The following is a 12,588-nucleotide window of genomic DNA, read 5'->3' as shown; positions in this document are numbered from 1 at the left end:
GTCAGTCCGGGCTGGCCGGTTTGCGACGTCCGCGCGTACGCGCAGCCTGTTTCGCAGGCGCTTGCTTCGGCGCCTCGCGGATCTCGACCGCCTGCCCGACGCGGCGCACTTCGAACAGCCCGGTCGCGTCGATCAGCGCACTGAGATTGCGGTAGCCGTAGTTGCGCGCATCGAACGAGCCCTGGTTGCGCACGTGGCTGCCGACTTCGCCCAGATGCGACCAGCCCGCATCGTCGGCGCCCGCGGAGACCGCATTGCGCAGCAGCTGCACCAGTTCGCGATCGGCCTGCAGTTCGCGTCCCGTCCGCGGCTTGGTCGTGCCGCCGCTGTCGGCGTCATCGGCCGCGCGCAGCTTCTCCAGGTACAGGAAGGTCGAACACGCCTTGACGAAGGGCGTCGGGGTTTTTTCCTGGCCGAAGCCGTAGACCGCATACCCGTCGTTGCGCAGGCGCATCACCAGCGGAGTGAAGTCGGCATCGCTGGAGACGATCGCGAAGCCGTCGAGATTGCGCGCGTACATCAGGTCCATCGCGTCGATGACCATCGCCATGTCGGACGCGTTCTTGCCGGTGCTGTAGGCGAACTGCTGGATCGGGCGGATCGCGTATTCGTGCAGCACCTTCTCCCAGCCCACGAGATGCTGGCTCTTCCAGTTGCCGTAGGCGCGGCGCACGTTGGCCACGCCGTGACGCGCGACCTCGGCCAGGATCACGTCGATCTTCGCCGCCGGCGCGTTGTCGGCGTCGATCAGCAGCGCGATGCGTTTCTCGTTGTCGATGCGGGTGTGCTCGCCCATGGCGGTTCTCCGGTCGGGGCGCGCGTACGCGCCGGATGCAGCGCGGCGGTGGACTTCAGTCCGCGCCGAACAGTTCGCGGGCCATGACGATCGCGTCCTCGCGGCCGTTGTGCGCCGGGTAGTAGCGCGGCCGCCGGCCGATCTCGTTGAAGCCTTCGTCGTGATACAGCGCGACCGCGGTCGGGTTCGAGGGTCGCACTTCGAGGAACACGCGCTGCGCGCCGTGCTGCCGGGACAGATCCACCAGCGCGCGGAACAGGCGACGTCCGAACCCGCGTCCCTGCAGTTCGGGATCGACGCAGACGTTGAGCACGTGCGCCTCGCCGGCCGCCACGCTCAGCACGCCGTAACCGGCCAGCCGGCGGTCGACATGCAGCACCCACGCCGGATACGCCGCGCGCAGGCAATCGTCGAAGATGCCGCGCGTCCACGGAAACGGATAGGCGCGCAGTTCGATCTCCATGACCGCATCGACATCGGTCGCGCGCATCGGCCGCAGCGCCCAGTCGCGCGCCTCCGCCGCGGTGTCGGCGGGCATCGACTGCGTTCCCGGCTCAGCCGCCATGGCGGCGCAACTGGCGCAGGCGTGGCCACAGCGCGCGCTTGGCCGCTGCCGAACGCAGATCGGTCAGCGCGCCGAGGCTGCGCACGAGCGCGCAGGCCCCGTCGGCATCGCGATGCAGGCCCGCGGCGCGCAGCAACGGGTCCACCAGCGGATCGTCCGGCAGCACCTGCCCGGGCATCTGCACGCGGTAGCGCGCGAGGCCCAGCGCATCGAGCGCCGTGATCTGCAGCGCGTCCCAGGTCACGAGGTGGCCTCCGCGCCTCCGCGGCGTCGCCACAGCCACAGCGTGGGACCCGACAATGCATAGAGCACCGCGGCGATCAGCAGGGTCTTCGGCGGATCCACCCACATCGCGATCAGCAGGCCGACCGCGACCACCAGCGCCACGAACGGCACGCGATCGGACTTCGGGCCGGTGCCGCTGCCCTTGAAGCTGGTGTAGCGGATCCGGCTGACCATCAGCAGGCCGCAGGTCACGGTCACGGCGAGCGCGACGTAGCGCAGCGCATCGCCGGTGAAATCGAGTTCGTGGCAGGTCCAGACGAAACTCGCCATCAGGCCGGCGGCCGCCGGGCTCGCCAGGCCGACGAAGTACCGCTTGTCGACCGTCGCGACCTGGCTGTTGAAACGCGCCAGACGCAGCGCCGCGCAGGCGGCGTAGAGAAACGCGCCGAGCCAGCCGATCTTGCCGAGCGTCGTGCCGTCGAGGCGCATCGCCATCAGCGACCAGTGGTACATCACCAGCGACGGCGCCAGTCCGAAGCTGATCAGGTCGGCCAGCGAGTCGTACTGCACGCCGAACTCGCTCTGGGTATTGGTCAGACGCGCGACACGGCCGTCGATGCCGTCGAGCACCGCGGCGACGAAGATCGCGATGCACGCGGCGCTGAAGCGGCCCTGCGACGCGGCGATGATCGCGAAGAACCCCGCGAACAAGCCGCCGGTCGTGAAGAGGTTCGGCAGCAGATAGATGCCGCGGCCGCGGCGCGGGGTCGGGTCGGGTTGGCTCATGCGGGCCAGTGTAGCGCCTGCTTCGGGCCGCCCGGCGACAGCGGTTGCGCCTGCGGCCGCGGAGTGCTGCAATCGCCGCCACATTCGAGCACCTGCCGGGGACCGCCATGCGCCGCACTTCCGTGACCGCCCTTGCATGGCTCATCGCCGGCGCCCTGCTCGCCGCCCTGCTCGCCGCCCCGCTCGCCGCCAGCGAGGTCTACAGCTGGAAGGACGCCCGCGGCGTCACCCACTATTCGCAGACGCCGCCGCCCGCGGGCACGCGGTTCGAAGTCCGCAACATGCAGGGCGCCAACACGTCGTCCACGCCGACCACCCCTGCGCCCGTCGCCCAACCCGCGGCTGCCGCCACCACCGCGGGCGCCGCCGGCGACGCCGGCCAGTGCGAACTCGCCCGTACCAACGTCGCCGCGCTCAAGGGCGACGGCGCGGTGCAGCAGCTCGGCGCCGACGGCAAGCCGCGCGAACTCGCCGGCGCCGAACGCGCCGACCAGCTCGCACTGTCGGAAGCCGCGGTGCGCGCCTACTGCCGCTGACACCCGGCCGGCGGGCCGGGACGCGCGGGGCGCGTGGCACACTATCGCCCCCCGTTCCCAGCCAGAAGCCGCCGATGCGCCTGTCGCAGTTCCATCTCCGCACCGAGAAAGAAACGCCCGCCGATGCCGAGGTCACCAGCCACAAGCTGATGCTCAAGGCCGGCATGCTGCGCAAGCTGGGCGCCGGTCTCTATACGTGGTCACCGCTGGGCCTGCGCGTGCTGCGCAAGGTCGAGGGCATCGTGCGCGAGGAAATGGACGCCGCCGGCGCGATCGAACTGCTGATGCCGGCCGTGCAGCCGCGCGAGCTGTGGGACGAAACCGGCCGCTGGGAGAAGTTCGGCGGCCAGCTGCTGAAGATGCAGGACCGCAAGGAGAGCTGGTACTGCTTCGGCCCGACGCACGAGGAAGTGATCACCGATTTCGCACGCAGCGAACTGGCGAGCTACAAGCAGCTGCCGGTGAATTTCTACCAGATCCAGACCAAGTTCCGCGACGAGATCCGCCCGCGTTTCGGCGTGATGCGCGCCCGCGAGTTCCTGATGAAGGACGCCTACTCGTTCGACATCGACGAGGCCGGCATGGCCGCCTCGTACCAGAAGATGCATGCCGCCTACACGCGCATCTTCACCCGCCTGGGTCTCGAGTTCCGCTCGGTCCAGGCCGACTCGGGCGCGATCGGCGGTGACGCCTCGCAGGAATTCCACGTGATCGCCGACTCGGGCGAGGATGCGCTGGTGTTCTCGACCGGCTCGGACTACGCGGCGAACGTCGAAGCCGCGCGCGCCGCCACGCCCGCGCCGCGTCCGGCGGCGTCGGAAGCCCTGCGCAAGGTGGACACGCCGACGCAAAAGACCTGCGAGGACGTCGCCGCCCTGCTCGACATCCCGCTCGCCCGCACCGCGAAGTCGATCGCGCTGATGACCGGCGAGACCTTCGTGCTCGCGCTGGTGCGCGGCGACCACGCGGTCAATGCGATCAAGCTCGCCAAGGTCGACGGCCTGGCCGATTACCGCATGGCGACCGAGGCGGAAATCGCCGCGTATCTCGGTGCCGCGCCTGGCTTCCTCGGACCGATCGGTGCGGCGAAGCCGATCCGCGTCGTCGCCGATCTGGAAGTCGCCGCATTGGCCGATTTCGTCGTCGGTGCCAACGAAACCGGCTTCCACATCGCCGGCGTCAACTGGGGACGCGACCTGCCCGAGGCCGACGTGGTCGCCGATATCCGCGACGTCGTCGCCGGCGATCGCGCCGAAGACGGCGGTGAACTGAAAGTCGCCCGCGGCATCGAGGTCGGCCACGTGTTCCAGCTCGGCCGCAAATATGCCGAGGCGATGAATTTCAAGGTGCTCGACGCCAACGGCAAGGCGAGCGTGCCGTTCATGGGCTGCTACGGCATCGGCGTGTCGCGCATCGTCGCCGCGGCGATCGAGCAGAACCACGACGCCAACGGCATCCTGTGGCCGCTCGCGATGGCACCGTGGCAGGTGGCGGTGTGTGTGATCAACCCGAAGCACGAGGCGCACGTGGCCGAGGCCGCGGACGCGCTGTACCGCGAACTCGCCGACGCCGGTTTCGAGACCGTGCTCGACGACCGTGGCCTGCGCCCGGGCATGATGTTCGGCGACATCGAGCTGATCGGCATCCCGCATCGCGTCGTGGTGTCGGCGCGCGGCCTGGAGTCGGGCGCGTTCGAATATCGCGCACGCGACGCCAGCGAATCCGAGAATCTCGATCGCGAGGCGCTGTTTTCGCGCCTGCGCGGCTGAGGATTTCCGAGGCGAAACCGGCGGCATTTACCGTCGGATAATCCCGGATGCACACGCCGGGGCGCACGGGGCTGCGCCCCGCGTTTGTCGGCGCCCGAGAAACCGGATTAAGATGCCGCCCATGCCAATGGACTGGTATTCCCAATAATCAGCCGGAGCCGACTCGAATGGCGTTTGATCTCAATGCATTTTCCCCCCAGCAGCTCGACGCGCTGATCACCCAGGCCAAGGAGCGCAAGACCACGCTCAAGAAGCGCAAGCCGCTGACCGCCGTGCGCAAGAAGCTGACCGACCTGGCCGCGGCCGAGGGTTACAGCATCGCCGAGCTGTTCGGTGGCGCTGCGCCGCGCGCGACATCGGCCGCAGCCCCGGCGGCGCGCAAGAGCGCGACCAAGGGTCGCAAGCTGGGCAAGGTGGCGCCGAAGTACCGCAACCCCGCGAACAAGAACGAAACCTGGACCGGTCGTGGCAAGCAGCCGCTGTGGCTGGCGGCGCACACCAAGAAGGGCCGCAAGCTGGAAGAGTTCCTGATCCAGAAGTAACGGCGGCTGCGCATATCGCGCAGCACCGGCGCCAGAACGCCCTCCGTATGGAGGGCGTTTCTGCATGCGGCGTCAGAGATTCTTGCGCGCCGGCAACACGACGTTGCCGAACAGCAGGCCGGCGATCAGCGCCAGCACGATGTTCATCACCACGAGCGCCGCTTCCTGGCCCGCGGCCATGTCCTGCTGCTGCACGAGATTCATCAGGCCGCGCAGGCTGTTGCTGCCCGGCACCAGCATGATCAGTCCCGGCACCCGGATCACCGCGCCCGGGCGGTTGGCCCAGCGTGCATAGCCGTTGCCGGCCGCGGTCGTCACCAGCGCGGCGACGAACAGACCGATGTTCGGCCCGAGCGCGGCACCGACCCAGCGCGAGATCAGATACCCCGATGCGGCCGCGCCCATCACCAGCAGCACGTCGCGACGCCCGGCGCGGAACAGGATCGCGAACGCACCGGCTGCGGTCGCCAGTGCCGCCCACTCGACCCAGTCGGGTTGCGGCCGCAGCGCGCGCACGTTCGGCGTGACGCCGAGCATCTTCATCAGCGTGAGCGCGATGATCGTGCCGATGGTGAGCTTGAGGACCGTCGTGAACGCCCCCGCGAAACGCGCGGTGCCCGACACCAGGTGCTGGCTGGTGAGCTCGTTGATGGCATTGGTCAGCGCCATGCCGGGCAGCATCACGATCAGCGACGCGATCACCACGGTATTGAGATTCAGCGGCGCGATGAACGCCGAGACGAGAATCGCGACCAGGCCCGCCAGCATGCCCGCCAGGGCCTCGTGTGCCTCCTTCAGCCGCGTGCCGTTGCGCGTGACCATGTCGAGCAGGCCGATCAGCAGGCCGATGGTGCCCGCCGTCGCGATGTCGGCCCAGGGCAGCCGCCACAATCCGGCCACGCCCATCGCCACCATCGCGAAACCCATGACCTGCAGCGCCTTGCCCCAGGCGCGCGGCTGGCGCGCGTCGAGCGCGCGCAAGGCCGCATAGCCTTCGGCCAGATCCATCTCGCCGGCCATGACCTGCTCGGCAATGCGGTCGGTCTCGCACAATTTGTAGAGATCGACGTCGCCCGGCGACATGCGAATGACGCGGGTGGTGTCGCTGTCGCCCGGCGGTCGCAGCGGATCGCTGAACGAGAGCACCATACCGGTCGGATTCACCCACGGCTCGCAGTCGATCCCCAGCCGCTGGGTCACCGCGATCACCGCGCCCTCGAGGCGCTGCGCGGTGGTGCCGTAGGCGTGCAGATTCTCCGCAAGTTCCACCACGAAGGCGATGCGCGTGGCGTAACTGGCGGTGGTGAGCGGCGTGGCACCTGACATCCGCACAGGATCGCACGGGCGCCCGGCACCCGGTAGGCCGGCCACCCGTGATGCGCGGCCTCACGCCCGATTTCGGTATGCTCACCGGCGTTTGCACCTCGACCGACCGATGCCTGCATGACCGTCCCTCGACACGCCACGCCCAGCGCCGATGCCGGTGACGGTGGGTCGCTGCGCCTGCACGGACACTGGACGCTCGCACACGCCGCAGACATCGAGCGGGTGCTGCGCGTACAGGACGCGCCGGCGGGCGTCGTGGATGCCAGCGGCGTCGACCGGCTCGACTCGGTCGGTGTGCTGCAGCTGCTGCGCTTCGCCGAAAAACGCGATCTCGATTTCTCGACGTTCCGGTTCCGCGACGACCACCACGCACTGGTCGAAGCCATCGAGGACGTGGCCGACGACCGCCCGAAGAAGAAGCGCGACTACGGGTTCCAGGCCGCGCTGGCGCGCCTCGGCGAGACCATGCACGACAACTGGCGCGAGATCGTCTCGCTGGTCAGCTTCCTGGGCGAAACCCTGGTCAAGCTCGGCCGCCTGCTGGTGGCGCCACGGCGCTTCCGCCTGACCTCGACCGTGCACCACATGGAGCAGGTCGGCCTGGACGCGGTGCCGCTGGTCGCGCTGCTGTCGTTCCTGGTCGGCGCGGTGATCGCTTTTCTCGGATCGACCGTCCTGTCGGAATTCGGCGCGACGATCTTCGTCGTCGAACTCGTGTCGATCGCGTTCCTGCGCGAGTTCGGCGTGCTGCTGACCGCGATCCTGCTCGCCGGCCGCACCGCCAGCGCGTTCACCGCGCAGATCGGCGCGATGGTGAGCCGCGAGGAAGTCGATGCGATCCGCACGCTCGGGCTCGACCCGGTGGATCTGCTGGTGATCCCGCGCGTCGTCGCACTGATGGTGATGCTGCCGCTGCTGACCTTCGTGGCGATGATCGCCGGCCTGGTCGGCGGCCTGTGCGTCGGTGCCTTCAGCCTCGACATTCCGCCGCAGGCTTATATGGCGCGCATGTACGAGACCATGAACGTCCGGCACTTCTTCGTCGGCATGTCCAAGGCGCCGATTTTCGCGATGGTGATCGGTCTGATCGGCTGTCTCGAAGGCCTGCAGGTCAAGGGCACGGCGCAGTCGGTCGGCGAGCGCACCACCTCGAGCGTGGTGCAGACGATTTCGCTGGTGATCGTGTTCGACGCGTTCGCCGCGATCTGGTTCATGCATGTGGGTTGGTGACAACGTGACGGGTGATTCGTGACCGGAGATTCGAAACAGCAGCCGCGCCCGGACGCGACCGGCGACCGGGCGCGCGACGCGCTGCCGGATGCCGGCGTGCCCGCGTCGAATCCCGATGCCGGCGCCGCCGACGTCGCGATCCGCGTGCGCGGCCTGGTCAACCAGTTCGGCAGCCAGACCGTGCACGACCAGCTCGATCTCGACGTGCGTCGCGGCGAGATCCTCGGCGTGGTCGGCGGTTCGGGCACCGGCAAGTCGGTCCTGATGCGCAGCATTCTCGGCCTGCGCCCGCCGCAGGCCGGCACCATCGAAGTGCTGGGCGCCGACGCACTGTCGCGCGATCTCGAGGAGCGCCGGCATATCGAGCGCAATACCGGCGTGCTGTTCCAGGATGGCGCGCTGTTCTCGTCGCTCACCGTGGGCGAGAACGTGCAGGTGCCGCTCAAGGAACACCACCCGGATCTGCGCGACTCGCTGCGCTACGAACTGGCGCTGCTGAAGGTCAAGCTTTCCGGCCTGCCGGCCAACGCACTCGACAAGCTGCCGGCCGAACTCTCCGGCGGCATGCGCAAGCGCGCGGGGCTGGCGCGCGCGCTGGCACTCGATCCGCCGCTGCTGTTCTTGGACGAACCCACCGCCGGCCTCGATCCGATCGGCGCGGCGGCGTTCGACCGTCTGATCCGCACGCTCCAGGAAGCGCTGGGACTGACGGTGTTTCTGATCACACACGACCTCGACACTCTGTACGCTATCTGTGACCGGATTGCGGTCCTGGCCGACAAACAGGTGATCGCGGTGGCGCCGGTGGCCGAGATCGAGCAGGTCGACCACCCCTGGATCCAGGATTATTTCCACGGCCCGCGCGGCCGTGCCGCACGCGATGCCAAGGCCCACGCCTCGGGAGCCCACTGATGGAAACCAGAGCCAACTACGTCCTCATCGGCGCGTTCACGCTCATCGCGTCGATCGCGCTGCTCGGCTTCGCGCTGTGGGCGGCGAAGTATTCGTCCGACCGCAGCTGGAACGAGTTCGACGTCGTCTTCCGTGAGCCGGTGACCGGCCTGAGCGAAGGCAGCAGCGTGCAATACAACGGCATCGCCGTCGGCACGGTCGACACCCTGCAGCTCGCGCCGCAGGACCCGCGCCAGGTGATCGCGCGCCTGCGCGTCCAGGCCAATGCGCCGGTCAAGACCGATACGCGCGCGCGCATGTCGATGACCAGCCTGACCGGTTCGCCGATCATCCAGCTCACCGGCGGCTCGCCCGAAGCGCCGTTGCTGGTGTCGGAAGACAACGACCGCGTACCGATCATCCAGACCGAAGCCTCGGCGCTGCAGAACATCTCCGACACGGCGAACCGCTTGGTCGAGCGTCTCGACCAGGTGCTCAGCGAGGAGAACGTCGCGCGCATCTCCAACACGCTGGAGAACATCGAAGGCATGACCGGTTCGGTCGCGGGTCAGCGCGAGGACCTCGCCGCGATCATCGTCAACGCGCGCACCGCCAGCGAGCAGCTCGAGCAGACGCTGACCACGACCAACCGGGCGATGACCAACTTCGACCGCGAGCTGGTGCAGAAGCTGCCGACCCTCGTGGCGAGCCTCGAGAGCACGCTGGCGCGCATGGATTCGGCCGCCGGGGGCGCGGACACCATCCTTAACGAGAACCGCGCGGCGATCAGCAGCTTTGCCAACGACGGACTGTCGCAGCTCGGGCCGACGCTCGGCGAACTGCGCTCGCTGGTCCGCGACCTGCGCCGCATCAGCGACCGTCTCGACGCCAATCCCGCACGCTACCTGCTCGGCCGCGACGCGCCTAAGGAATTCGAACCCGAATGATCACGCTCACGACTTCCGTACGGCGCGTCCTGCCCCGTCTCGCCATCGCACTCGCGTTCGGCACCCTGCTCGCCGGCTGCAGCTCGCTGCTCGGCGGCGGCGGTGGCGACCGTGAACGCTCGACGATCTACGCGCCCGATCCCCGCGTCGAAGCCGATCCGGGCTGGCAGCGCGCGGACTGGCAGCTGATGCTGAGCCCGCCCACGGCGGCGCGCATGATCGACAGCTTCCGCATCGCGGTGCGACCGACCCCGGCGGAGCTGCAGGTCTACCGGGGCGCCAGTTGGTCGAAGACGCCGACCGACATGCTGCAGGACACCGTGCTGCGCACGCTCGAGGACTCGGGGCACATCGCCGCCGTGGCGCGCCAGGGCGCCGGGATCACCGCCGATTACAAGCTGGTCATCGACCTGCGCCGGTTCGAAGCCGACTACAACGGCAACGTCCTGCCGGCGGCCACGATCGAGGCCAACGTCAAACTGATCCACAACATCGACCAGACCGTGGTCGGTTCCCGCACGTTCCTCGCAGCGCAGCCCGCATCCAGCACCGAAGTCGCGCAGGTCGTCGATGCTTTCTCGGTTGCACTCCAGAGCATCAGCGGCGAAATGGTCGGCTGGATCCTCGAATCCGGTAACGCACACGAGACGACGCACGATCGCCGGCCGGCGGCGTCGATGCCGGCGCCGTCGCGACGCTGAGAGTTCGGCCAGAATTTACCGCCGCGCACCAGACGTCGGCCGCTTCGCGGCCCGATAACGTCGCCCGATGCGCTGCGGTTGGCTCGCGGATGAGGCCGCCACGGCGCGCCTCAGTACAGAATCCGCCGGAACGTCAGATTGATCCGCGGCCCGACCGGCCGCGCGGTCCTCGGCAGCGCGTGCCGGAAGCGCGCCTGCGTCTCGCCGCGCATCACCAGCAGACTGCCGTGCGGCAGTTCGAGCACATGCCGCGCGAACCGGCCTTCGGCATCCGGCGTGCGCCCCTTCAGCACGAACCGCCGCGTCGCACCGAGACTCAATGACGCGATCACCGGGTCCGGCCCCAGTTCGCGCTCGTCATCGCTGTGCCAGCCCATCGCATCCTGTCCATCGCGATACAGATTGGCAAGCACGCTGTTGAAGGCGACGCCGGCCGCCTCGGACAACGCATCGCGCACCGGCACCAAGGCCGCAGGCCAGGGCTCAGGCACGAACCGCGTGCCCGAATATCGATACAGCGCACCCGGATCGCCGATCCAGCAACTGAGCCGCGGCGCCTCGACCTCGCGTCCGAAGATGCGCAGACGATGGCGGGTCCAGGGGATGCCGGCCATCAAAGCCGTCAACAAGGTGTCCGCCGCAGACGCGTCCATCCACCGATGGGAGAGCTGCACATCGGCCTCGGGCAGGGATGAGATGTCGAACATGGCCGGGCTTATCCCATGAGCACGCCGCAGGTGACGCTGAATCAGGGTGCCTGTGCGCAGCGGGCGCGAGACGGCTACGGGAATGTGCCCGGAGCCGACCTCAGCGACTGGTGTCAACCTCGGTTCGCGATTGCAAACGCAACGCCGGTCTTGGCACTCAACTCTTCCGTATCCACGCCATCTGCCGCTTCGATCAGCACCAGACCATCTGCGGTCACATCGAACACCGCGAGATCCGTGATGATCCGGTCGACCACACCGACGCCGGTCAGCGGCAACGTGCATTCGGGCAGGATCTTGTGGCTGCCGTCCTTCGCGACGTGCTCCATCAGCACCACGACGCGCTTCACGCCGGCGACGAGATCCATCGCGCCGCCCATGCCCTTGACCATCTTGCCGGGCACCATCCAGTTCGCGAGATCGCCGCGGCCGGTGACCTGCATCGCACCGAGGATCGCCAGGTCGATGTGCCCGCCGCGGATCATCGCGAACGAGTCGTGGCTGCCGAAGTAGCTCGCGCCCTTGCGCGCGGTGACGGTCTGCTTGCCGGCGTTGATGAGGTCGGCATCGACCTCATCCTCGGCCGGGAACGGGCCGATGCCGAGCAGGCCGTTCTCGCTCTGCAGCCAGACGTCCATGCCGTCCGGAATGTGGTTGGCCACCAGCGTCGGCAGGCCGATGCCGAGGTTCACGTAGGCGCCGTCGCTCAGTTCACGCGCCGCGCGCGCGGCCATTTCGTCACGGGTCCAGGCCATTACTTCACTCCTCGCACGGTGCGCTGTTCGATGCGCTTCTCGGGCGTCGCATTGACGACGATGCGGTCGACGTAGATACCCGGCAGATGCACCTGGTCGGGATCGATGTCGCCGATCTCCACCAGTTCCTCGATCTCGGCCACGCAGACCTTGCCGGCCATCGCGCAGGCGGGGTTGAAGTTGCGCGCGGTCTTGCGGAACACCAGGTTGCCGGCCGTGTCGGCCCTCCACGCCTTGACCAGCGCGACATCGGCGGTCAGCGCGGTTTCCAGCACGTAATGCTTGCCGTCGAACTCGCGCGTTTCCTTGCCTTCCGCCACGATCGTCCCAAAGCCGGTCGCGGTGAAGAACGCCGGAATCCCCGCGCCGCCAGCGCGCAGGCGCTCGGCCAGCGTGCCCTGCGGGTTGAATTCCAGCTCCAGCTCGCCGCCGAGGTACTGGCGTTCGAACTCCTTGTTCTCGCCCACATAGGACGAAATCATTTTGCGGATCTGCCGGGTCTCCAGCAGCTGCCCGAGGCCGAAGCCGTCGACGCCTGCATTGTTGGAGATCGCGGTGATGTCCTTGACACCCGAATCGCGCAGAGCGGCGATCAGGGCCTCGGGAATGCCGCACAGGCCGAAGCCGCCGACGGCGAAGGTCTGGCCGTCGGCCACGATGTCGGCCAATGCCGTCGCGGCATCGGGATACTGCTTGCCGCGTCGACCCGCGGCGGAACTCTGCTCGCTCATTGTGATCCTCATGGCGCAACGGCCTTCGATTCTACCGGCTGCGCGTGGTCGCGGCCTTGGACCTTGGTGCAGTGGCGCAAA

The 12,588-nt window shown here is 68.4% G+C and carries 15 protein-coding genes; 7 read left to right on the top strand and 8 right to left on the bottom strand.

The features are described from left to right. Nucleotide 1: 1 nt before the first annotated feature. Genes CURTO8I2_RS00705 through pssA form a run of 4 tightly spaced genes read right to left on the bottom strand, consistent with a single transcriptional unit; the run spans nt 2 to nt 2,372 of the window. Nucleotides 2-796, bottom strand: a complete 795-nt coding sequence (locus tag CURTO8I2_RS00705) for an NYN domain-containing protein (protein ID WP_159677830.1) — start codon at nt 794-796, stop codon at nt 2-4. Between the two features lie 55 nt (nt 797-851). After that, on the bottom strand, nt 852-1,334 hold the full coding sequence (gene rimI, locus CURTO8I2_RS00700) for a ribosomal protein S18-alanine N-acetyltransferase (RefSeq protein WP_159677828.1): 483 nt from the start codon (nt 1,332-1,334) through the stop codon (nt 852-854). A 16-nt stretch (nt 1,335-1,350) separates the two neighbouring features. Further along, nucleotides 1,351-1,605 carry a hypothetical protein gene (locus CURTO8I2_RS00695; RefSeq protein WP_159677826.1) on the bottom strand — a complete coding sequence of 85 codons (255 nt, stop codon included), beginning with the start codon at nt 1,603-1,605 and terminating at the stop codon, nt 1,351-1,353. Further along, nucleotides 1,602-2,372, bottom strand: a complete 771-nt coding sequence (pssA, locus tag CURTO8I2_RS00690) for a CDP-diacylglycerol--serine O-phosphatidyltransferase (RefSeq protein ID WP_159677824.1) — start codon at nt 2,370-2,372, stop codon at nt 1,602-1,604. The genes CURTO8I2_RS00695 and pssA overlap by 4 nt, the downstream gene beginning before the upstream one ends. Nucleotides 2,373-2,479: 107 nt before the next feature. Here pssA and CURTO8I2_RS00685 point away from each other — a divergent pair, with 107 nt between their 5' ends. From CURTO8I2_RS00685 to CURTO8I2_RS00675, 3 genes are all read left to right on the top strand, one after another. Then, a complete protein-coding gene (locus tag CURTO8I2_RS00685) occupies nt 2,480-2,908 on the top strand; it encodes a DUF4124 domain-containing protein (protein WP_159677822.1) in 429 nt (142 codons plus the stop codon). 74 nt (nt 2,909-2,982) lie between these two features. After that, entirely contained in the window at nt 2,983-4,677 is a 1,695-nt protein-coding gene (locus CURTO8I2_RS00680) for a proline--tRNA ligase (RefSeq protein WP_159677820.1), read from the top strand. A 167-nt stretch (nt 4,678-4,844) separates the two neighbouring features. Beyond that, nucleotides 4,845-5,219, top strand: coding sequence for an H-NS histone family protein (locus CURTO8I2_RS00675; RefSeq protein WP_159677818.1), 375 nt, complete (start codon nt 4,845-4,847; stop codon nt 5,217-5,219). Between the two features lie 72 nt (nt 5,220-5,291). On the opposite strand, the gene CURTO8I2_RS00670 is transcribed toward CURTO8I2_RS00675, so the two are convergent. Further along, the gene (locus CURTO8I2_RS00670) at nt 5,292-6,545 is read right to left on the bottom strand and encodes a threonine/serine exporter family protein (RefSeq protein ID WP_159677816.1); all 1,254 of its coding nucleotides are present in this window, start codon (nt 6,543-6,545) and stop codon (nt 5,292-5,294) included. A gap of 117 nt (nt 6,546-6,662) precedes the next feature. Here CURTO8I2_RS00670 and CURTO8I2_RS00665 point away from each other — a divergent pair, with 117 nt between their 5' ends. The 4 genes from CURTO8I2_RS00665 (at nt 6,663) to CURTO8I2_RS00650 (ending at nt 10,314) form a co-directional block, all read left to right on the top strand. Next, entirely contained in the window at nt 6,663-7,775 is a 1,113-nt protein-coding gene (locus CURTO8I2_RS00665) for an ABC transporter permease (protein ID WP_159677814.1), read from the top strand. Nucleotides 7,776-7,856: 81 nt separating this feature from the next. Beyond that, entirely contained in the window at nt 7,857-8,687 is an 831-nt protein-coding gene (locus tag CURTO8I2_RS00660) for an ABC transporter ATP-binding protein (protein ID WP_159681483.1), read from the top strand. Beyond that, entirely contained in the window at nt 8,687-9,613 is a 927-nt protein-coding gene (locus tag CURTO8I2_RS00655) for an MlaD family protein (RefSeq protein WP_159677812.1), read from the top strand. Before CURTO8I2_RS00660 ends, CURTO8I2_RS00655 begins: the two co-directional genes overlap by 1 nt. Further along, a complete protein-coding gene (locus CURTO8I2_RS00650) occupies nt 9,610-10,314 on the top strand; it encodes an ABC-type transport auxiliary lipoprotein family protein (RefSeq protein ID WP_159677810.1) in 705 nt (234 codons plus the stop codon). Before CURTO8I2_RS00655 ends, CURTO8I2_RS00650 begins: the two co-directional genes overlap by 4 nt. A 110-nt stretch (nt 10,315-10,424) precedes the next feature. Here CURTO8I2_RS00650 and CURTO8I2_RS00645 read toward each other — a convergent pair whose 3' ends face one another. From CURTO8I2_RS00645 to CURTO8I2_RS00635, 3 genes are all read right to left on the bottom strand, one after another. Further along, the gene (locus CURTO8I2_RS00645; RefSeq protein WP_159677808.1) at nt 10,425-11,021 is read right to left on the bottom strand and encodes an alpha-ketoglutarate-dependent dioxygenase AlkB; all 597 of its coding nucleotides are present in this window, start codon (nt 11,019-11,021) and stop codon (nt 10,425-10,427) included. A gap of 113 nt (nt 11,022-11,134) precedes the next feature. Further along, nucleotides 11,135-11,776, bottom strand: a complete 642-nt coding sequence (locus tag CURTO8I2_RS00640; RefSeq protein WP_159677806.1) for a CoA transferase subunit B — start codon at nt 11,774-11,776, stop codon at nt 11,135-11,137. Next, the gene (locus CURTO8I2_RS00635; protein ID WP_159677804.1) at nt 11,776-12,507 is read right to left on the bottom strand and encodes a CoA transferase subunit A; all 732 of its coding nucleotides are present in this window, start codon (nt 12,505-12,507) and stop codon (nt 11,776-11,778) included. The genes CURTO8I2_RS00640 and CURTO8I2_RS00635 overlap by 1 nt, the downstream gene beginning before the upstream one ends. Nucleotides 12,508-12,588: the final 81 nt, after the last annotated feature.

It is taken from the genome of Luteimonas sp. 9C (assembly GCF_902506295.1).
Taxonomy (GTDB): domain Bacteria; phylum Pseudomonadota; class Gammaproteobacteria; order Xanthomonadales; family Xanthomonadaceae; genus Luteimonas.
The sequence above is the reverse complement of the archived record's forward strand: the minus strand, read 5'-3'. Positions and strand labels throughout refer to the sequence as shown.